The organism is Streptomyces sp. NBC_01525 (genome assembly GCF_045040405.1).
In the GTDB taxonomy this organism is placed as follows: domain Bacteria; phylum Actinomycetota; class Actinomycetes; order Streptomycetales; family Streptomycetaceae; genus Streptomyces; species Streptomyces benahoarensis.
On the sequence record NZ_CP109397.1, the window covers coordinates 1,053,964 to 1,075,037 of the forward strand.

Sequence of the window (21,074 nt, forward strand, 5' to 3'; positions counted from 1 at the left end):
TGCGCGAGGGCTCGGGTCAGCGCTTGGCCGCGGCCCACTCCTGCTGGACGGCGAGGTCGGCCTTGACCTCGGCGAGCTGGACGGCGACGGCGGACGGCGCGGTGCCGCCGCGGCCACTGCGGGAGGCGAGCGCACCGGGGACGTTGAGGACGGTGCGGACCTCGGGGGTCAGATCGGCGGAGATCTTCGCGAACTGCTCGTCCGTCAGCTCGTCCAGCTCCTTGCCCTCGGCCTCGGCGACCTTCACGCACTCACCGGCGACCTCGTGCGCCACCCGGAACGGCACACCCTGCTTGACCAGCCACTCGGCGATGTCGGTGGCGAGCGAGAAGCCCGCCGGGGCCAGCTCCGCCATCCGCTCACGGTTGACGGTGAGCGTCGCCATCATGCCGGTGAACGCGGGCAGCAGGACCTCCAGCTGGTCGCAGGAGTCAAAGACCGGCTCCTTGTCCTCCTGGAGGTCGCGGTTGTACGCGAGGGGCAGCGCCTTCAGCGTCGCCATCAGGCCCGTCAGGTTGCCGATCAGACGGCCGGACTTGCCGCGCGCCAGCTCCGCGATGTCCGGGTTCTTCTTCTGCGGCATGATCGACGAGCCGGTGGAGAAGGCGTCGTGGAGGGTGACGAAGGAGAACTCCTTCGTGTTCCAGAGGATGATCTCCTCGGCGATCCGGGAGAGGTTGACGCCGATCATCGCGGTGATGAAGGCGAACTCCGCGACGAAGTCCCGCGAGGCGGTGCCGTCGATGGAGTTCCCGGCGCTGCCGCGCTCGAAGCCGAGGTCGGCGGCGACCGCCTCCGGGTCGAGCCCCAGCGAGGAGCCCGCCAGCGCGCCCGAGCCGTACGGCGAGACGGCGGTCCGCTCGTCCCACTGCCGCAGCCGCTCGGCGTCCCGGGACAGGGACTGGACGTGCGCCAGGACGTGGTGGGCGAAGAGCACCGGCTGGGCGTGCTGGAGGTGGGTGCGGCCCGGCATGGCGGCGTCCGGGTGCGCCTCGGCGAGGCCGACCAGCGCCTCCTGGAGGTCAGCGATCAGCCCGCCGACGATCCGGGCGTGGTCGCGCAGGTACATCCGGAAGAGCGTGGCGACCTGGTCGTTGCGGGAGCGTCCGGCCCGCAGCTTGCCGCCGAGGTCGGGGCCGAGCCGCTCCAGCAGGCCACGCTCCAGGGCGGTGTGCACGTCCTCGTCCGCGACGGTGCCGGTGAACGAGCCGTCGGCGACGTCCGCCTCCAGCCGGTCAAGACCGGCGATCATGCGCTCCAGCTCGTCGGCGGTGAGCAGACCGGCCTTGTGGAGCACACGGGCGTGGGCACGCGAACCGGCGATGTCGTAGGGGGCCAGCCGCCAGTCGAAGTGGACGGACGCGGACAGGAGGGCCAGCGCCTCTGCCGGGCCGTCGGCGAACCGCCCGCCCCAGAGCCGGACGTCACCGCTGTTGCTGCTCACTGCTGCTCCTCGGAGGTGGTGAGGTACCACCGCCTGCCCGCGCGGGGCGGGAGGCGGCCGTCGTACGAAGGTCAAGAAGGTAACGAGCCGGGCCGGGCGAGGTCGCGCGTCCGGCCGCGTCCGCGACGGGCCGCCGGAGCGGGCGGGCACGAGGCGCGCGGCCCCGGATCCCCCCTTGCGATCCCTACGCTGATGAGCATAAGTATGCAGTGGACTGCATGGTTCGTCAACGCGGGAGGGTGGGGCGGACGAGGCGTCGGGGATCGGCACGTCGAGGCGCGTCAGCCCGTGGCGCGCAGTTCCTCCAGCAGGATCTGCACATGGCCGTGCGGAAGATCCTTCGTGGCGGTCAGCAGCGTCAGCGGGCCGTCGTCGGCGAGCGCCCGCAGATGATGCAGCGCCTCGCCCGCCACCGCGTCCCGCGCCAGCTCCTCGCGGTAGCGGTCGGCGAACTCCGCGAACCGCTCGGGATCGTGCCCGTACCAGCGGCGCAGATCCGTCGAGGGCGCGACGGCCTTGCACCACTCGGTGAGCCGGGCGTCCTCCTTGGCGAGACCCCGCGGCCAGAGCCGGTCGACCAGCACCCGCGCGCCGTCGGACGGCTCCGGCGCCTCGTAGACCCGGCGGATGTGCGGGCCGCCGGCGGAAGATTTATGGGCCATACCTCATCGAAACACGCCCCGCGCCGGTCCGCCGGTGCGGGCGTCCGGCCCTGGTCGGGACGGGTCGCGCGCGGCGCCGAGGCCCGGCCGGAGGGCGCTTCGGGACCCCGCTTTTGGCCTCCGGGCACCGGACAGGGTATTTTTCTTCTGCACGCCCCGACCGGATCTCTTCCGGTCGGTCCATGCACCGGGACGTGGCGCAGCTTGGTAGCGCACTTGACTGGGGGTCAAGGGGTCGCAGGTTCAAATCCTGTCGTCCCGACGGTGTAGAAGCAGGTCAGAGGGGCCCTTCGGGGCCCCTCTTGATCGTTTTCCAGGGCCGGACCGCTGCGGGGCGTCGCGAGCCAGGCGGGACTTCGCGGAGACGACCTGCGACTTCCTGGTGCGTAAACGCCCAGCTCAGGACAGTGGAAGGTCCGCGATCATCACGGCGAACACCGGGGAGTCCGGGAACGGCTGATCCTCCCCGATCTTCCGGTACCCCCACGACTCGTACAGCGCCTCCACCTTCGGGTGGGTCACGTCCACCAGGAGTGCCGCCAGGCCTTCGTCCCGGGCGGCCATCAGCGCCCGGTGCAGCCGCTCCGCCGTGCCCGTCTTCCGCCGGCGCTCCCGCACCATCAACTCGGAGAAATGGAACGTGCGCGGCTTCTCCGGCGCAGGGGCCAGGCGCTTCCGCCACCATTCCCGGCCCTCCATGGCGGGCGCACCGAACGAGAAGCCCACCACCTCGTCGCCGTCGTAGGCGATCAGGCACGAGAAGCCAGGGTTCCCGCCCCAGTGATCCACGAACCAAGGGAACTTCTGCCGGAACTCGTCGTCCGCCATCCGGTCGGCGTGCACATCCGCGTGCACGTCGATCAAGGTCTGCCGGATTTCCGGCAGGTCGTCGTGGCCGTAGTGGCGTAGCTCCAGGGCTGAGGCCATCGGGCCTGGCTCCATTCCGATCGGTAACGGTCCTTCCACTCGCGCGCGGTACCGGAGTCCGGCGCGAGCGCGGTCAGGTCACGGTAGAAGTCCCCGAGGCGGGAGCGCATCCGGCCGGGCAGGGCGTTGCCGTGCATCAGCGCGAGCCCTCGGTCCGCCGTCGCGCACGCCTGGTCCACGCCCCGCTGGTGGAGCTGCGTCAGCTCCAGGCTGGCGGGTTTCCCCCGCGTACGGGGGCGGGGCGGTGGTCCGGCCGCTCGGGCCGGACCACCGCCCTCCGGGTCAGACCCGGGCCCCCGTGTCGTGGCGCGGCCGGTCGCCCGCCGGGCGGCGGGGGCGGGCGCCGCGCGGGCGGGCCGGGTGTGGCGGCGGGGCGCCGCTCGCCGTCTCCAGCTCGATGGCCAGCGGCATCGCCGTGAACATCGACGAGTACGTGCCGACGCCGATGCCGATGAGCAACGCCACCGCGAAGTCGGTCAGCGTGTCACCGGCCAGGAGGGCCAGCGCGGCGAGGATGAAGACCGCGCCGATGCCGGTGTTGACCGTCCGCGGCACGGTCTGCAGCAGCGCCCGGCCCGCGATCGTACGGAACGGCGCGGCGCGGTCGGCGGCCCACAGCTCGCGGACCCGGTCGAAGACCACTACCGAGTCGTTGACGGAGTAGCCGACCACGGTCAGCAGCGCCGCGAGGAAAACGCCGTCGACCGGTTTGCCGAGCCAGGCGAAGGCGCCGACCAGCACCAGCACGTCGTGGGCGAGCGCGGCGACCGCGGAGAGGGCGAAGGTCCAGCGGAACCGGGCCGCGAGATAGAGCATCTGCCCGGCCAGCGCCACGCCCAGGGCGATCAGCGCGCCCCGGCGCAGTTCGGTGCCGAGGCTCGGCCCGATCTGCTCGTCGCGCACCTTCTCCGCGCCGCCGCCCAGACCGGACACCACCTTGGTGACCCGGCTCCCGTCCGCGGCGGACAGCGGCTCGGTGCGGACGGTCAGCTCCCGGGTGCCCGAGGTGTGGACCACCGCGCGCGGGAAGCCCGCGTCGCCCAGGGCGGTACGGGCCCGCTCGGCGTCCACCGGGGCGGTGGTCGTGTACTCGATCATCCGGCCGCCGGTGAACTCCACGCCGAAGTCCAGGCCGCGCACCACGATGCCGGTGACGGCCAGGGCGAGCGCGACGGCGGTCAGCAGCGGCCAGCGGCGGCGGTGGCGCAGCGGGTCGGGGGCGCGCCGCTCCAGCCAGGTGCGGACCCGGCCGGGGCGGGCGAGGCCGGTGAGGCCGGGGCGGCGGGTCACCGCCCGCCGGGAGAGGGCGAGTTCGGCCAGGACGCGGGTGAGGAGCAGGGCGCTCACCATGGAGGCGAGGACGCCGATGCACAGGGTCACTGCGAAGCCGCGGACCGGGCCCGAGGCGAAGACGAACAGCAGGCCCGCGGCGAGCAGGGTGGTGAGGTTGGAGTCGGCGATGGCGCTGAAGGCGTGCCGGAATCCGGCGGTGAGCGCGGCGCGGGGGCTGCGGCGTGGTGCGCCGCGCCGGGTCCGGCCGCCCGCCGCGTACTCCTCGCGGGCCCGCTCGAAGACCAGCACATTGGCGTCGACGGCCATGCCGATGGCGAGGACGAACCCGGCGAGCCCGGGGAGGGTGAGGGTCGCGCCGACGGCGAGCAGCGCGGCGTAGGAGATCAGCGCGTAGCAGGCCAGCGCGGCGGCGGCGAGAGCGCCGAGGAGGCGGTAGACGACGGCGAGGAAGACCGCGGTCAGGGCCGTGCCGAGGAGCGCCGCGCGGGCGCTGGAGTCGAGGGCGGCGGCGCCGAGGGTCGGGCCGACGGTGCGCTGTTCGACGGTCTCGACGGGGACGGGCAGGGCGCCGCCGTTGATCAGGAGGGCGAGTTCCTTCGCGGATTCCTGGTCGAAGCCGCCGGTGATCTGCGTCGCGCCGCCGGTGATGCCGGTGCCGCAGGCGACGGAAGGGTCGACCTGCGGCGACGAGATGATCTTGTCGTCGAGGACGATGGCGGCGCGGCGGGCGGGGTCGCCCGGGGGCGCGCAGGCCGCCTCGGCGGTGAGCGCCGCCCAGGCGCGCTCCCCCGGGCCGCGCAGGTCGAGGCCGATGTGCCAGCCCGTACCGCGCTCCGCGTCGAACCGGGCCGTGGCGTTCTCCACCCCGGCGCCGGTGAGCGCGGGCGGTCCGAGCCGCAGCCGGGCACCGGATGCGTCGGGCAGGACGGGCCCGGGGGCGCCGGGGTCCTTGCGGGAGTCCTTCGGGGGGTTGCCGGAATCCGCAGGGACCCTGCCGGTTCCTTCCGCGTCCTTGCCGGGGGCCGAGGTGGCCTTGTCGGTCCCCCCGGTGTCCTTGCCGGTGGCCGGGCGGTCGGTGGGTGCGGCGGTGCCGAGGACGGGGTGGACGGTGAGTTGGGCGGTGCGGCCGAGGACGTCGGCGGCGTGGGCCGGGTCCTGGACGCCGGGGAGTTCGACGACGATGCGGTGGTCGCCGGAGCGGGTGAGGGACGGTTCGGCGACGCCGAGGGCGTCCACCCGGCGGCGCAGCACCTCCAGCGTGCGGTCGGTGGCGTCCCGGTCGGCTTGCGCCGACGGGGAGTCGCGGGTCTCCAGAACGAGCTGCGTACCGCCGCGCAGATCGAGACCGAGCCGGACGGGTTGGGTCACGGCGAGATAGGCGGACAGGGCGAGCACGGCGAACGCGAGCAGCGCGCGCACCCTGGTGGCGCGGGTCATGATGCCTCCAGCAGGCGTACCGCGTCCGGGCGTTGCCGGGCGCGGTGGAATGCGACAGGACGTCGGTCAGCTGCCGGAGGAGGGCGGGGCGCGGGCCGGAGGGAGCGCGGCGTACCCAGGGGCACCGCCGGAGGCGGCACGGATACGCGGCGGGCGCGGCCCGGTGTACGGCGGTACGGGAGGGACGGCGGCGGGCGGCGTGCCCGACACCGGGTGGTACGTCTGCTCGGGACCTGCGCCCGGTCCGGTCCGCAGCACGGGGGCCGGACAGCGGACGGCGGGGGCGGTCCGGAAGCCGCCGACGAAGGGGGCGGCGTGGGGGGCTTCGGAGTGCGGGGGTGAGGGCGGGGGTACGGGGCGGGCGCCCGGCTCGGAGGGGACGTCCGGGGCGGAGGGGACGTGCGGGGCGGAGGCGGCGTACGGGGCGGAGGCGGCGTGCGGCTCCGCCCCGGCGTCTGTGGCGGAGGTGGCGGGCGGCCCGGAGGCGGCGTCCGAGGTCGAGGCGACGCCCGGCGCGAGGGCGTTCCCCGGTGCGTACGCGGTGCTCGCCGGGCGGACGGCGCTCGCCGCATGCGCGGACGGCACCGCCCCCCGCTCCCCCGCCGGTGGCGGGAGCGCGCCGAGGAGCAGGGCGGTGAGCAGCAGGAGGGTGCGGAGCACGGGACCGCGCAGGTCACGGGCGGCCGGGCCGGGCCGCCGTACGCTCCACCGCGTCATGCCGTCCCTCCCCTCTCCCGTCCGCACCGTCCGCTCCGTTCCACCGCCACCGCCGCGGCTGCCGCTACGGCTCGATCAGGCCCACCCGGATCGCGTACCGGGTCAGTTCCAGGCGGTCGCGCATGCCGAGTTTGTGCAGCATGTTCGCGCGGTGGCGTTCGACCGTCTTGACGCTGATGACGAGGGTGGCGGCGATCTCCTTGGAGGAGTGGCCCTCGGCGACGAGTTTGAGGATCTCCTCCTCGCGGGCGGTGAGGATCTTCTCCGGCACACCGTCGCCCTGCCGGGCCCGGTCGAGGTAGTGGCGGATCAGGGCGGTGACCGCGCCCGGATAGAGGAAGGGTTCGCCGCGCATGGCGGAGCGGCAGGCTTCGACGAGGTCCCGGTCGGCGACGGATTTGAGGACGTAGCCGGACGCGCCCGCCTTGAGGGCTTCGAAGAAGTACTGCTCGTTGTCGTACATCGTCAGCATCAGCAGCCGCAGGCCGGGCAGGGCCGCGGAGAGTTCGCGGGCCGCCTGGAGGCCGGTCATCCGGGGCATGGCGACGTCCAGGACGGCCAGGTCGGGGCGGTGCTCGCGGGCCAGCGCGAGGGCTTCGGCGCCGTCCCCCGCCTCTGCGACGACCTCCAGGTCCGGCTCACCGTCCAGGATCAGCCGGACGCCGCGCCGCACGAGGGCGTGGTCGTCGGCGAGCAGGATGCGGACGGGGCCGGGCACGGTGCGGTCGATCATGCGGCTTTCCCCTCTTCCCGGGGCAGCGGAACGGTCAGCCGGACGCTGAGGCCCCCGGTGGGCCCGGGCCCGATGTCCAGGCCCGCCTCGATGAACAGGGCACGCTCACGCATCCCGCGGATCCCGGCGCCCTCGCGCGCCCGGCCCATGCCGCGGCCGTCGTCGCGGACCTCCAGCACCACCGCCCCGGGCACCCGGCGCAGGGTCAGGTCGACGGTGCGGGCGTCGGCGTGCCGGGCGGTGTTGGTCAGCGCCTCCTGGGCGACGCGGTAGACCACCAGCTCGGCGGCGGCGCCCAGGTCCGGCGGGCCGCTGTCGCAGCGGCAGCGCACCGTGAGCCCGGTGTGGGTGGCGTAGTCGGTGGCGAGGGCGGTGAGGGCGCTGGTCAGACCGAGGTCGTCGAGGACGCCGGGGCGCAGCCGACGGGCGATGCGGCGGACCTCGTCCAGGCTCTGGCGGGTGGTCTCCTGGGCGTGCTGGAGATCGGCGCGCAGGTCTTCCGGGGCGCGGTCGGCGGCACGCTTCAGCTCCAGGAGCACGGCGGTCATGCTCTGGCCCACCTCGTCGTGGAGCTCCCGGGCGATGCGGCGCCGCTCGGACTCCTGGGCGGAGAGGGCGCGGGCGGAGCTGGCGGCGCGTTCGGACTCCAGCCGGTCGAGCATCTCGTTGAAGGTGCGCAGCAGGACGGCGACGCCGCCACGGCCGTCGACCGGCAGCCGGTGGCCGGGGCGCAGCAGGTCCACGGTGACCATCCGCTGGGTGAGCCGGTCCAGCGGCGCCAGGCCGATGCGCAGCAGCGCAGCGTTGGCGACCAGCATGACGACGAGGCCGCCGACGAGCACCACCGCCTCGGTCAGCACCACCGGCACCGAAACGGTCACCGGCGCCCACAGCAGCAACGCGGTGGCCGCTCCCAGCACCACCGCATTGAGCCCGAAGATCCGCCAGAACAGCGACACCGCGCGCCACACCTCCTTGATCGGCTCACTCTCCCATCCGTCGCGACCTCGGGGGCGCCCGGGTCGGGCACCGGGCCCAGCCTGCCGGGGCGCGGCAGCGGCGTCGATCGGGTGCGCGGCCCATCCCTGACCAGGGGCTACAGCTCCGGCGCCCCCGGAGATGGGTGGCACCACCCATGTACGGGGCGGGCGGCGGCGGTCAGGGTGGAATCGGGAGCGACGGTGCCGCGTCCGCCGGGCGGTGCGCCGCCCCGGTATGCGGTCCGGGCCGCTCCCGGCCGGGCGGTGACCGCCGCCCGCCGTCCCGTCACCCGCCCGCCCCGGCACCGTCGCCGGAGCGTATCGGGGGCCGCGGTGGCCGCGTCCCGGCCCGGTCTCGGACCCGGGCCGGGGCACGCCCGCCGCGGCCCTCGTGGCGCAGCGAAAGGAACCGTCCACGATGTCGCCTGAAGCGGCCCGCGCCGAGACCCCCGCCGAACGGATCGGTGCCGACGACGCCCGTCGGCGCCTGGCGCACGAGCGTGACGCCCGGCTGGCGCAGCTCACGGCCATCGAGGGCGGTGCGCCGCCCGGCACCGACGCGCTGCTGACGTCGCAGACCGCCGCGATCCGCCGGGTCCTGGCGGAGATCGAGCAGGCCGAGGCGCGGCTGGACGCGGGCACCTACGGCACCTGCGCGCGGTGCGCCGAGCCGGTGCCCGCCGAACGGCTGGAGATCCTGCCGTACGCCCGGTGCTGCGTCGGCTGCCAGGAGCACACCGGCTGAGCCACCGGGTGTGATGAGGACCCGGGCGCACCGCCGCTGTGGAGGCGGGCGCCCGGGTCCTCGGTGCGTACGGCCGCCCGCGGGCGCGGCGCGCACGACGGCGCGGGCCCGGCCCTGACCTGTCGGTCGGAGCCGGGCCCGCGTCGTGGGGTGCCTCAGTGCGCCTTCTGCGCCAGCCGCAGCAGATGGTCGGCGAGCGCCTGACCGCCCGCCGGGTCGCGGCTGATCAGCATCAGCGTGTCGTCACCGGCGATGGTGCCGAGGATGTCGTGCAGTTCGGCCTGGTCGATGGCGGAGGCGAGGAACTGCGCGGCGCCCGGCGGGGTGCGCAGCACGACGAGGTTGGCGGACGCCTCGGCCGAGATCAGCAGCTCCCCGGAGAGGCGGCGCATCCGCTCCTCCTTGGCCGACTCCCCCAGCGGCGCCCGCGGGGTGCGGTCGCCGCCCTCGCTGGGTACCGCGTAGATCAGCTCGCCGCCGGTGTTGCGGATCTTCACCGCGCCCAGCTCGTCCAGATCGCGGGAGAGCGTCGCCTGGGTGACGGAGAGACCGTCGTCGGCGAGCAGCTTCGCGAGCTGGCTCTGCGAGCGGACCGCCTGCCGGTTGAGGATGTCCACGATCCGGCGGTGGCGGGCGGTACGGGTCTGCGGTACGGCCTGACCTCCACCAAGTGTTTCGTTGTCCTGCGCCTCGATCATCGCTTCGTCAGTCTCCGGCTCGTTGTTCCCCGTCGGCCGCTTCGCGGGCCGTGTCGAGGACGCCGGGCAGCTTGCGGAGGAACGTGTCCACGTCGTCGTCGGAGACGATCAGCGGCGGGGCGAGCCGGATGACGTCCGGCGCGACCGCGTTCACCAGCAGGCCCGCGTCCTGAGCCGCCTGCTGCGCCTGGGGCGCGAGGGGCTCCGTCAAGACGATACCCAGGAGGAGGCCCGCGCCACGGATCGAGGCGACGGCGGGGTGCGACAGCGCCTCGATCCCGGAGCGCAGCCGCTCCCCGGCCCGCTTGACGTGGGCGAGCAGGCCCTCGCGCTCGATGGTGTCCAGGACGGCGAGCGCCGCCGCGCAGACGACCGGGTTGCCGCTGAACGTCGAGCCGTGCGAGCCGGGCGTCAGCAGCTCGGCGGCCGGGCCGAACGCCAGCGTCGCGCCGATCGGCAGCCCGCCGCCCAGCCCCTTCGCCAGCGTGACGACGTCCGCCTCCACGCCCTCCTCCTGGGCGGCGAACCAGTGCCCGGTGCGGCCGATGCCGGTCTGGATCTCGTCGAGGACGAGGAGGGTGCCGGTGGCGGCGGTGATCTCCCGGGCGGCCCGGAGGTAGCCCGGCGGCGGGACGACCACGCCGTTCTCGCCCTGCACGGGCTCCAGGATCACGAACGCGGTGTCGGTGGTGACCGCCGCGCGCAGCGCCTCCGCATCGCCGTACGGGACGTGGTCGACGTCGCCGGGCAGCGGGGCGAACGGCTGCTGCTTGGCGGGCTGGCCGGTCAGGGCTAGGGCGCCCATGGTGCGGCCGTGGAAGCCGCCGGTGGTGGAGACCATGTGGGTGCGGCCGGTGCGGCGGCCGATCTTGAAAGCGGCCTCGTTGGCCTCGGCGCCGGAGTTGGAGAAGTAGACGCGCCCGGGGCGCCCGGCGAGGGCGAGCAGCCGCTCGGCGAGCGCGACGGTCGGCCCGGAGACGTAGAAGTTGGAGACATGGCCGAGCGTGGCGACCTGGTCGGTGACGGCGCGGACCACCGCGGGGTGGGCGTGGCCGAGGGCGTTGACCGCGATGCCGCCGAGGAAGTCGAGGTAGGCGGCGCCGTCGGCGTCCCACACCGTGGTGCCTTCGCCGCGGACCAGCGCTAGGCGCGGGGTGCCGAAGTTGTCCATCATGGCGCCCTGCCAGCGCCGCCGGTAATCCGTGTTGCCGGTCGCGTCACTCATGCCGCCCCCTCGTCCGTACCGTTCTCGGTGTCCTGGTCCGGCACGACCATCGTGCCGATGCCCTCGTCGGTGAAGATCTCCAGCAGGATCGCGTGCTGGACCCGCCCGTCGATGACCCGGGCGGTGTGCACGCCGTTGCGGACCGCGTGCAGGCAGCCCCGCATCTTGGGGACCATCCCGCTGGCCAGGTCCGGCAGCAGCGCCTCCAGTTCGATGGCGGTCAGCCGCGAGATGACCTCGTCGCTGTGCGGCCAGTCCTCGTACAGGCCCTCGACGTCGGTGAGGACCATCAGGGTCTCGGCGCCGAGGGCCGCGGCCAGTGCGGCGGCGGCGGTGTCGGCGTTGACGTTGAAGACGCCGTGATCGCCGTCGTCGCCGCTGGCCGCGATGGAGGAGATGACGGGGATGCGGCCGTCGTCCAGCAGCGCCAGGATGGCGCCGGTGTCGATGGCGGTGACCTCGCCGACCCGGCCGATGTCCACCCGCTCGCCGTCGATCGACGCGTAGTGCCGGGTCGCGGTCATCAGCTGGGCGTCCTCGCCGGTCATGCCGACGGCGAGCGGGCCGTGCCGGTTGAGGAGGCCGACCAGTTCGCGCTGCACCTGCCCGGCCAGCACCATCCGGACGACATCCATCGCCTCGGGCGTGGTGACCCGCAGGCCCGCCTTGAACTCCGACTCCAGGCCGAGGCGGTCCAGCTGGGCGCTGATCTGCGGGCCGCCGCCGTGCACGACGACCGGGCGGAGTCCGGCGTGGCGGAGGAAGACGACGTCCTGGGCGAAGGCGTTCTTCAGGTCCTCGTCGATCATGGCGTTGCCGCCGAACTTGATGACGACGGTCTTGCCGTGATGGCGGGTCAGCCAGGGCAGCGCCTCGATGAGGGTGCGGGCCTTGGGCAACGCGGTGTGTTTGCGGGTACTCATGCGACGGCCTCGCTGGCTGGGCTCGGGGCGGATGCGCGGGCGGCGGACGGCGGACGGTCCCTCACGACGAGTACGCGCTGTTCTCGTGGACGTAGTCGGCGGTGAGGTCGTTGGCCCAGATGACCGCGGAGTCGGCACCGGCGGCGAGGTCGGCGGTGATGCGCACCTCGCGGTAGCGCATGTCGACGAGGTCGCGGTCCTCCCCCACGGAGCCGTTCTTGCAGACCCAGACGCCGTTGATGGCGACGTTGAGCCGGTCGGGCTCGAAGGCGGCGGAGGTGGTGCCGATGGCGGAGAGGACCCGGCCCCAGTTGGGGTCCTCTCCGTGGATGGCGCACTTGAGGAGGTTGTTGCGGGCGATGGAGCGGCCGACCTCGACGGCGTCGTCCTCGCTCGCGGCGCCCACCACCTCGATACGGATGTCCTTGCTCGCGCCCTCGGCGTCGCCGATCAGCTGCCGGGCCAGGTCGTCGCAGACGGCGCGGACGGCCTCGGCGAACGCGGCGCTCTCCGGGACGGTGCCGGAGGCGCCGGACGCCAGCAGCAGCACCGTGTCGTTGGTGGACATGCAGCCGTCGGAGTCGACGCGGTCGAAGGTGGTGCGGGTCGCGGCGCGCAGCGCGGCGTCCAGCTCCGCGGCGGGGACGTCAGCGTCGGTGGTGAGGACGACAAGCATGGTGGCCAGGCCCGGCGCGAGCATTCCGGCGCCCTTGGCCATGCCGCCGACGGTCCAGCCCTCGCCGGTGACGACGGCGGTCTTGTGCACGCTGTCGGTGGTCTTGATGGCGATGGCGGCCTTCTCGCCGCCGTGCGGGGTGAGCTGGGCGACGGCCTTGTCGACGCCCTTGAGCAGCTTGTCCATCGGCAGCAGTTCGCCGATCAGGCCGGTGGAGCAGACGGCGACGGCGCCGGGGGCGTGGCCGCCGGTCTCGTCGCACCCCGCAGTGTTCAGCGAGGCGGCGACCTTCTCCGCGGTGGCGTGGGTGTCCTGGAAGCCCTGGGGGCCGGTGCAGGCGTTGGCGCCGCCGGAGTTGAGGACGACGGCGGAGACCTCGCCGCCCTTGAGGACCTGCTCGGACCAGAGGACCGGCGCGGCCTTGACACGGTTGGAGGTGAAGACGCCCGCGGCGGCCAGGCGCGGCCCATGGTTCACCACGATGGCGAGGTCCGGGTTGCCGTTCTCCTTGATCCCGGCGGCGATGCCCGACGCCGTGAATCCCTGTGCTGCCGTGACGCTCACTGCTTCTCCTCGATCATTTCTCCGGCCGCGCCCGTCGTGGACCCGGCGGTCACCCCGTACTGCCCGCCCGTGCTGCCCGTACGGCTCACGGGGCCACCCCGACGAGCGGCAGCCCGGTGGTCTCCGGGAGGCCGAGGGCGAGGTTCATGCTCTGCACCGCGCCGCCCGCGGTGCCCTTGGCGAGGTTGTCGATGGCGCAGATCGCGATGATCCGCCCGGCCGCCGGGTCCAGGGCCACCTGGATCTGCGCGGTGTTGGCGCCGTACACCGCGGCGGTCGCCGGCCACTGCCCCTCCGGCAGCAGCGTCACGAACGGCTCGTCCGCGAACGCCTTCTCGTACGCGTCCCGGACCGCCGCCGCGTCCACGCCGGGGCGCGCCTTGGCGGTGCAGGTGGCGAGGATGCCGCGGGGCATCGGCGCGAGCGTCGGCGTGAACGAGACCCCGACCCGCTCCCCCGCCACCGCGCTGAGGCTCTGGATCATCTCCGGCGTGTGCCGGTGACCGCCGCCGACACCGTACGGGCTCATCGAGCCCATCACCTCCGAGCCCAGCAGATGCGGCTTGGCGGACTTGCCCGCGCCGGAGGTGCCGGACGCCGCGACGATCACCGCCTCGGGCTCGGCGAGCCGCGCGGTGTACGCGGGGAAGAGCGCCAGCGAGACGGCGGTCGGGTAGCAGCCCGGCACCGCGATCCGCCTGGTGCCCTGGAGCGCGGCCCGCGCGCCGGGCAGCTCGGGCAGCCCGTAGGGCCAGGAACCGGCGTGCGGCGAACCGTAGAACGCCTCCCAGTCGGCGGCGTCCCGGAGCCGGAAGTCGGCACCGCAGTCGACGACCAGCACGTCCGGGCCCAGCTCCTCGGCGACGGCCGCGGACTGCCCGTGCGGCAGCGCGAGGAAGACGACGTCGTGCCCGGCCAGCACCTCGGCGGAGGTCGGCGCCACCTCGCGGTCGGCCAGCGGGAGCAGATGCGGCTGGAGGGAGCCCAGGCGCTGCCCGGCGTTGGAGTGCCCCGTCACCGCGCCGATCTCGACCTCCGGGTGCCCCAGAAGCATGCGCAGGACCTCACCTCCCGCGTACCCGCTCGCTCCGGCCACTGCTGCACGTACCGCCATGGGACCCTCCTCCTCGATGGCATGACTATACGGTCGATGGCAGGGTTATGCAATCCATTCGGGGGCGGGCGGGGTGGCCGCATGCGCGACCGAGGGTTTCAGCCGGCAGGCGAGCGCATTGATCGGCGGATCTTGAGGTGACCGAGCGTTCCGGTTGGCCGGCCGCACATGCGAGGCGTTTGCCGTACGTGCCCCGCCCCGGCTCTCCCCGACGCGCCGACGCCGCGAACTCGACGCCAGGAGTGGCCACTTCGCCCCATTCCCGGTTTGCCGGGGAGAGGATGGCCCGAGCAATATGCTGCCCACCGCAAGCAGGCAAGGGGGAGGTCATGGCCACAGGGCTTGAGGTGACGTTGCAGCCGGGGAGCAGTCGGTTCGACCCGGAGGATCAGCCGTGGCACGACCAGGTCGTGGCGTTGCACACGGCGCTGCGTGAAGAGGTGGGGGCGGTCGCGCGGCGCGGGGTGCCGGAGCCGGGCCGGAAGGGTGCCGTCGAGACAACGCTGCTCGCATGGGGATCGTCGGGTGCGCTGACCGCCGCCGTGGCATGTCCTTGTTCGGATCGCCCCCTGGGGTAACAGCACCCACACGGAACCATTCACGCTGGACGGGGTGTATCGGGGCACTGCCAGCAACAAAAAGCCGACGTCGCCATTGTTACTTTCCACCCCGACAAGGTCGGAGAAAATATCGGGACCATCGATTGGCCCGGCCTTAATTGCAAAGGCGATCTCAAACTCACCAGGGTCAATGGAACTCAAGGCATCATCAAGGAGACGATGACGAAAAAATCCAATCTCTGCTGGGCTTGGGCAGACCTCGATTTTGCCATCACAAAAGGGGATGTCCATCTTGAATGGCGCGACGTCAAAGTTCCCAGGACCGCAGTGCTACGGCCGTATAAATGACCCCGCTCACCGGGGCCTACCGCCCTGACACACCCGGCCCACGGGAGGAGGCGGGCCCCTGACGGCTATCAGGGGCCCGCCGTCAAGCGCTACAGCGGAATGCCCTGGTTGCGCTCCAGCAGTCGGTTCAGTTTCGGTCCGAACTCGTCGGCGATGCGCATGAATTCATGGTTGTCCTTGCAGAACCGCCGGCCGGCCTCGACGACTGCCAGGATCCGGCGGAGGGTGTCCTCGACCTGGCCGGCGGACAGCGACACCTCGCATGCCTCCACCCACTCGGTCCCCCGTCGTGCGATCACCGAGAAGGAGTGCGGAGAGGCGCCTCCGTGGCGCCGCGTGACATCCTCCAGCACGCCTATGGCCTCCCACGCACGGTCACGCAGGCCACCGTCGACAGGGCTCTCCGTTGACCGGCGCAGCCGGATCGCGCTCCACGCGGTGAGGACGAAGTGATCGGTCGCCCCTCCTTCACATCCCTGGGCGGTTTCCAGATGGTTCTCGGCGATGCCGAGATCACCCCGTTCGAGTTCGTACTCGCCGCGTTGCAACCAGTAGTGGAAGTTGTCCTGCAGCAGTTCGTGCACGGTGCTGTAGATCTCCCGGACCTGTGCGGGCCTGAGCCGGAGTGACACCATGAGGGAGTGGCTGAGCAGCCGGATCAGGATCCGGCGGTAGGGGTCGTCGTTGTCGCGGATGTCGGCCGCGTACTGCGCGTAGAACCTCAACAGGAATTCGATGATGACGGCCAGCCGGGTCGGGTCCTTCTTGAGAACCGTCTCGACCACGGTGTCCGCGATGGTGCGCTGCCGGCACCGTACGGTCCCGTCCGGGGCCAGGGTGAGAATGCGCCTGTCCACGAGCTGGTTGATCGCCCGGCTCACCGACGGTTCGGGGGCACTCCGCCCGGAGACTATTTGGAGCAGGTCCTCCAGCTCGATGCCACGCTTCTTGAAGACGATGGCGGATTCGAAGACGCACACGGTTGCGTAGACCGCGGCCTGCTCGGTAGCCAGTTGGTGGTACTCGCTTTCGACCTTGTCCTCGAAGCGTTTACCCGTGACCACCTGGATCATGGCCGCGAGCAGATTGCGGTCGCACAGCTCCCGCAGTTTGTCGATCTTCTCGGGACGGAGTTTCTGCCGCTTGAGAATCCCCGGCAGACCGTGCCGGTGCAGCACATCGACGATGTGCCCCAGGTCCTCGTCCTTCAACGGCTCGTCCGCCGACACCCGCTGGGACTGGAAGGTGACGTCCAGTTCGTCGGAACGGGTCGTCCGGATCGCCGCGACAATCAGCGCTTTACCGCCGTTGCTGAGATCCCTGAGCAGTGAGGCGCCCAGGCTTCCGAAGATGTCGACATCGTCCACGAAGAACGCGTCCGCCGACATGCTGAGGGCCTGGGCCTTCAGGTTCCGCAGCGGATCGGTGGCCTCCCGGTCGATCCATGCCACGGTTCGCCCTGCCTGATGGAGTGCGTACGCGTACTGCATCAGGGCGGTGGTCTTGCCGGAGCCGGCCCGGCCCTCCACCAGGACGATCCGGTGCCTTCCGTCCTCTGCGGGCCGCGCGCCGGCGCGGATGCGGTCGGTGATCGAGAGCTTCACGGCGAAGCCATCCTTGACATCGCCCCACGTCGGGTCCTGGCCCTTCAGGAACTCCACGCTGCCCGTCGGCGCGGTGTCGACGAGGGACGAGACGAGTTTGATTCCGGAGCTCCGTCGTGCACCGACCCGAATGTCGGCCAGTCGCTTCTTGCCCTGCTGGAGTATCTCCAGTCCCGGCCGCAGCTTCTGCACCGCGAACTCGTGCGGCGGGACCTGAATGTGCGTCAGGCCGGCCTGTCGTATCCGCGCACGGTCCGCGGGAGTCCCCGGTCCTGAGATGAGGAATCGGGGAAAGTGCTCCGCCCCGCTCTGCGGCTGCGTCAGGGCGAGCGCATTCCACAGCGACCGGCTGCTGGGAGAGGCGGCCATGAAGACCGTGGGATGGGTCAGCAGTTCCGCTTTCAGCTTGCGGAACCACAGAGCGCGCGGCGAGAAGCCGTCGTCCGCGGGAAGGGTGAAGTCCAGGGCGTCGGGAGCGGTGGGGTTGCCGTGCATGGCCACCGCCTCGACCGTGGCGTTACCGGCTGCGGGCTTTCGCACCAGGGCGTTGACGAACGTGTTGGTCTCCGCGGTCCGCGGGTCGCGTTCGAGGAGCGACGAGAAGACGTCGGTCGCCGTGAAGTCGTAGATGCGCCGCCAGGGGGCCTGCAGGATACGGAGTGCGGCTGTCGTGGACTCCTGGTCCGCACCGCACAGTTGGGCGACGTACCGGCCAACCGTCCGGGAGCCCAGTTCGGCGAGAGCGGTGTTCCAGATCTCGGAAGTGGCGGGTGCCGGGTCGGGCACCACGCCGTACACCTCCTGTGTCAGCTGCCGGGTGAGTTCGTCGGTGTCGATCAGGCTGCCGTCGCCGTGGACGCCCGAGACAGCTACCAGGATCACCCGGCCGGTGCCGATCTGCTGGTAGAACTCCTCCACCGCGGTCTGCTGGTCGTAGCTTTCCGGCTCGGTCCGACCGGCCGGCCCGAGGCGGTTCCCGGCGCGCCTGGGGCTCGGCAGGGGAACCGGCTGCTCAGCAGGTGGTGCCGCAAGGTCACGGACCTTCGGCGCCCCGGCAGCCGTGATCTCCACGCGCAGAAGCCTGTGCTGACGCGTCGTACCGCGAGGAGTGACCAGCCAACGCGCGGCCGAACCGGACCGGGTGGACTCCCCGTCGGAAGCGAGCAGCACCGTCTTCGGCAGCGCAGGGGTGAGTGACTCCGGGACGACGGCGGAGTGTCCCGCAACCATGAGCGTGAGGTCGTTCGTATCGGCCCACCGGAGATAATCGCCGCCGACCGCGCTGTCCAGTTGCCCCAGGGTGCAGGTGGCCAGGTCGGCGGTGCCGTCGGGTACCGCCATACGGAAGACGGTATTCGCGGCAACGATGCCGAGGGTGCCCGCGCTCGTTCCGATTGTCACGGATCCCTCGCCCGGCAGGACGCCCTGTCGCCACTGAGGAGAGTTCTCGAACTTTCCGGCCCACTCGACGAATTCGGCGAAGGGGATATCGCGAATGGCCTCAACGATGTCTTGCTCGTCACCCCGCCACAGCCCTCGCTCGGTATCGCCCCAGTAGCGGGTGAGTGCCTTGGTGAGCATTCCGCGGCCAGGTCCGAGCCGGCTGATGTCATGCCGTCCCGGCACGGTCGTCACCGGAGGGAACCGGTCTGCGCCGGCCTCCAGGCACTCCAGCATCACCGTTTCGAGGAAGTCCTTGGTTGCGGAACGTGTGACGGGTCGTGGCTCGCCGGCGCTGGAGCCCAGCACGAGGATGCCGTCTATCCGATCGCCCTTGGCGTGCACCGATTGCACCGTCTCAAGCGCGGATTCGTGGTGGACGAGTGGTGTGAAGCACAAGAGATGGAAGACCGCGCCCATGTCGGTGGTCATTCCCCTTCCCACGCAATTGCCCGGACAGCTGACTTGGGAATCACCAGCTCGGTTTCCTTGCCCGTCCCGCCACCGCATCCCCGGGAAGCGACCGTGATATTCACGAAGGGCGTGGCGAGCGAGGTTTTGTCGATCCGGCCGGTGATCCGCTCGTCCTTCATCGCGCACACCGTGCGGATGCTCTTGGCGTACGCGGGCGAGACGGCGACCGCACCGGAGACCTTCTCCTCCTTCGGGCCCCCGACGGCCGCGAGCCCGACCGTGAGCACGCTGACGGCCAACGCTCCCATGGCCACCCGGTTCGCATGCTTCTGTCGCCTGTCGACCTGAGCGGCTTCGTCGTCGGCCCTCTTCAGCACGGCGTTGAGCAGGTCCAGGCGATCACGCGCATGGCTCGGCCCGGCCAGGGCTCCGACCGGCTGCGCCACTGCACGCAGATAGAGGACGGCGGCGAACAGCCACAAGGCCACCGCTCCGACACCGGCCAACTGGGTACTCAACGGCCGGTCGGCGAGCTGGGTGAAGGTCAGCGCCGCCACGATGCCGCCCGCGAACAACGTGACGGTGGACTGGGCCGCCTGCGCCCTGGCTCGCGCTCCGCTGCCCGAGCGGACACGCTCGGCGTAGTACGCCTCGCTGGCCGGACCCAGCACGGCGTCCAGCATCCGTTCACGCTCAGCGGCCGTGCGGTCCTCGGAAGACGGTTGCGTTGCCATCAAGCCCCCGTTGCGCTCATCTGATGAGCATCCTAGAGGGTGACGAGGGTTCTGTTTCGACGGTGCGTGGAGATCCGGACGACACCCCCTGAAAACGGTGAGGGCGCGGGCTCGCTCCGAACGCCCCTCACGAAGAGACCGGGAGCGCTGGGCGGTTTCCTGCGGACGCGGGGCCCGGAAGTCTCTGCCCCGCCCTCACCCGACGGCCGCCCCGAACCACTCGGCCAGCCGGTCGCACAGCTCCCCCTGATCGTCGCCGACCCACGCCACATGGCCGTCCGGCCGCAGCAGCACCGCGGGTACGTCCGAGGCGGCGGTGTCGGGGACGCGGTCGACCCGGTCGGCCCAGCCCATCACCGTCAGCCTGCCGGTCCGGTCGAGGAGGAGGCCGCGACCGGTGTGCATCCGCTCGTAGAGACGGCCGCGGGGCAGCGGCACGTCCCGCAAACGGCGGCCGAGCAGCGGATGGCCGTCGCCCAGGTCGTAGCGGACGTCGACCGCGGTGATGAGGCCGGTGATGTGCCGGTTCACCTCGTCGATGTCCATCAGCCGGGAGAACAGTTCGCGCAGTGCGGCCGGGCCCGGGGCGGTGCCCAGCAGCGTCATCTGGGCGCGGGTGTGGGCCAGTACCTGGGCGCCCACCGGGTGGCGTTCGGCGTGATAGGTGTCGAGCAGGCCGTCCGGCGCCCGCCCGGCCACCTCGGCGGCCAGCTTCCAGCCGAGGTTGAACGCGTCCTGGATGCCGAGGTTGAGGCCCTGGCCGCCGGTCGGCGGATGGATGTGCGCGGCGTCACCGGCCAGCAGCACCCGGCCCGTCCGGTAGCGCTCCGCCTGCCGGGTGGCGTCGCCGAACCGGGACAGCCACCGCGGTGTGTGCACCCCGAAGTCGGTGCCCGCACAGGCCCGCAGCCGCTCCGTGAACTCCTCCAGGGTCGGCGCCGTACGGTCCTCAAACACCCCCTCGGCGGGCACGATGAAGCGGTACACGCCCGCCTTCCCGTCCACGTCGGGCATGACGCCGAACCGCAGTTGGGTGCGGCGGACCTCCGCGACGACGGCGGCGATCGTCGCCGGGTCCGCGGTCGCCTCCAGGTCGCCCAACAGCGTCTCGGTGGTGGCCGGTTCGCCGGGGAAGCCGATACCGGCGAGCTTGCGGACCGTGCTGCGGCCGCCGTCGCACCCGACGAGGTACCGCGCCCGCAGGCACGTACCGTCCGCCGTCTCGACGGTCACGCCGTCCGCGTCCTGGCGCAGCCCGACGACCTCGCAGCCACGCCGGATCTCGGCGCCGAGCTCGCGGGCCCGCGCGTCGAGCAGCCGCTCGGTGTCCGGCTGCCCGATGGCGAGCCCGTACGGATGGGCCGTGTCCAGCCCGTCCGGCCACGGCTTGATGAGGCCCCCGAACAGGCCCCCGGCCCGGAACTTCTCGCTGACCGCGAGGAACCGCTCCAGCAGTCCGCGCTGGTCCAGCATCTCCACGCTGCGCGCGTGCAGACCCCGCCCACGGGACTGCCCGGACGGCTCGGCCAGCTTCTCCAGCACGACGACGCCCACACCGTGCAGCCGCAACTCCGCGGCCAGCATCAGACCGGTCGGCCCGCCGCCGGCCACGATCACGTCAGTCGTCGCATCACTCATGGAATCACTCATCGAAAACCCCGTTCCACAGAATTGCCCCACGTCTTTCACGCCCGGCATGCGGCGCCCCGCTCGGAACGGCACCGCGTATCCCGCGAGCCACCGTTTCCGCTGGTCCCGACCGTGCGGCGGACATTCTGCGACACCATGGGGGCCTTGCGGCAAGGCCCCCGGTGCGCTATATGTTGAGAGTGGCAA

At 72.2% G+C, this 21,074-nt stretch carries 15 protein-coding genes and 1 tRNA gene; 2 read left to right on the plus strand and 14 right to left on the minus strand.

What is annotated here, in order from left to right; translation table 11 throughout:
* Nucleotides 1-16: 16 nt before the first annotated feature.
* Both argH and OG422_RS04770 read right to left on the minus strand, forming a co-directional pair.
* Nucleotides 17-1,444 carry an argininosuccinate lyase gene (argH, locus tag OG422_RS04765; protein ID WP_143944176.1) on the minus strand — a complete coding sequence of 476 codons (1,428 nt, stop codon included), beginning with the start codon at nucleotides 1,442-1,444 and terminating at the stop codon, nucleotides 17-19.
* Nucleotides 1,445-1,725: 281 nt separating this feature from the next.
* A complete protein-coding gene (locus OG422_RS04770) occupies nucleotides 1,726-2,106 on the minus strand; it encodes a DUF488 domain-containing protein (RefSeq protein WP_143944175.1) in 381 nt (126 codons plus the stop codon).
* Nucleotides 2,107-2,294: 188 nt separating this feature from the next.
* Here OG422_RS04770 and OG422_RS04775 point away from each other — a divergent pair.
* Nucleotides 2,295-2,368 (plus strand) — tRNA-Pro (locus tag OG422_RS04775).
* Nucleotides 2,369-2,505: 137 nt separating this feature from the next.
* Here the strand turns inward: OG422_RS04775 and OG422_RS04780 are convergent.
* The 5 genes from OG422_RS04780 to OG422_RS04800 all read right to left on the minus strand — a co-directional run bounded on the left by OG422_RS04780 (nucleotide 2,506) and on the right by OG422_RS04800 (nucleotide 8,172).
* Nucleotides 2,506-3,033, minus strand: a complete 528-nt coding sequence (locus OG422_RS04780) for a GNAT family N-acetyltransferase (protein ID WP_405740023.1) — start codon at nucleotides 3,031-3,033, stop codon at nucleotides 2,506-2,508.
* Between the two features lie 282 nt (nucleotides 3,034-3,315).
* Entirely contained in the window at nucleotides 3,316-5,763 is a 2,448-nt protein-coding gene (gene secD / locus OG422_RS04785; protein WP_405740026.1) for a protein translocase subunit SecD, read from the minus strand.
* A 66-nt stretch (nucleotides 5,764-5,829) separates the two neighbouring features.
* Nucleotides 5,830-6,480 (minus strand): hypothetical protein, encoded by a 651-nt coding sequence (locus OG422_RS04790; protein WP_405740029.1) that lies wholly within the window; start codon nucleotides 6,478-6,480, stop codon nucleotides 5,830-5,832.
* Between the two features lie 64 nt (nucleotides 6,481-6,544).
* A complete protein-coding gene (locus tag OG422_RS04795; RefSeq protein ID WP_143941677.1) occupies nucleotides 6,545-7,213 on the minus strand; it encodes a response regulator transcription factor in 669 nt (222 codons plus the stop codon).
* Nucleotides 7,210-8,172 carry a HAMP domain-containing sensor histidine kinase gene (locus tag OG422_RS04800; RefSeq protein WP_405740032.1) on the minus strand — a complete coding sequence of 321 codons (963 nt, stop codon included), beginning with the start codon at nucleotides 8,170-8,172 and terminating at the stop codon, nucleotides 7,210-7,212. The genes OG422_RS04795 and OG422_RS04800 overlap by 4 nt, the downstream gene beginning before the upstream one ends.
* A 439-nt stretch (nucleotides 8,173-8,611) precedes the next feature.
* Here OG422_RS04800 and OG422_RS04805 point away from each other — a divergent pair, with 439 nt between their 5' ends.
* Nucleotides 8,612-8,938: a TraR/DksA C4-type zinc finger protein gene (locus OG422_RS04805; protein ID WP_143941679.1), complete on the plus strand. Its 327-nt coding sequence runs from the start codon at nucleotides 8,612-8,614 to the stop codon at nucleotides 8,936-8,938.
* 155 nt (nucleotides 8,939-9,093) lie between these two features.
* On the opposite strand, the gene OG422_RS04810 is transcribed toward OG422_RS04805, so the two are convergent.
* From OG422_RS04810 to OG422_RS04840, 7 genes are all read right to left on the minus strand, one after another.
* Complete coding sequence (locus OG422_RS04810; protein ID WP_143941680.1) at nucleotides 9,094-9,636, minus strand: arginine repressor; 543 nt, start codon at nucleotides 9,634-9,636, stop codon at nucleotides 9,094-9,096.
* 7 nt (nucleotides 9,637-9,643) lie between these two features.
* Nucleotides 9,644-10,861, minus strand: a complete 1,218-nt coding sequence (locus OG422_RS04815; protein WP_405740037.1) for an acetylornithine transaminase — start codon at nucleotides 10,859-10,861, stop codon at nucleotides 9,644-9,646.
* Nucleotides 10,858-11,784: an acetylglutamate kinase gene (gene argB, locus OG422_RS04820; protein WP_143941682.1), complete on the minus strand. Its 927-nt coding sequence runs from the start codon at nucleotides 11,782-11,784 to the stop codon at nucleotides 10,858-10,860. The genes OG422_RS04815 and argB overlap by 4 nt, the downstream gene beginning before the upstream one ends.
* A 61-nt stretch (nucleotides 11,785-11,845) precedes the next feature.
* Nucleotides 11,846-13,024 (minus strand): bifunctional glutamate N-acetyltransferase/amino-acid acetyltransferase ArgJ, encoded by a 1,179-nt coding sequence (gene argJ, locus OG422_RS04825; protein WP_143941683.1) that lies wholly within the window; start codon nucleotides 13,022-13,024, stop codon nucleotides 11,846-11,848.
* 85 nt (nucleotides 13,025-13,109) lie between these two features.
* A complete protein-coding gene (gene argC, locus OG422_RS04830) occupies nucleotides 13,110-14,138 on the minus strand; it encodes an N-acetyl-gamma-glutamyl-phosphate reductase (protein ID WP_405740041.1) in 1,029 nt (342 codons plus the stop codon).
* A 997-nt stretch (nucleotides 14,139-15,135) separates the two neighbouring features.
* Complete coding sequence (locus tag OG422_RS04835; protein ID WP_405740044.1) at nucleotides 15,136-18,690, minus strand: hypothetical protein; 3,555 nt, start codon at nucleotides 18,688-18,690, stop codon at nucleotides 15,136-15,138.
* Nucleotides 18,691-19,433: 743 nt separating this feature from the next.
* On the minus strand, nucleotides 19,434-20,876 hold the full coding sequence (locus tag OG422_RS04840) for an FAD-dependent monooxygenase (protein WP_405740047.1): 1,443 nt from the start codon (nucleotides 20,874-20,876) through the stop codon (nucleotides 19,434-19,436).
* Between the last annotated feature and the right edge of the window lie 198 nt (nucleotides 20,877-21,074).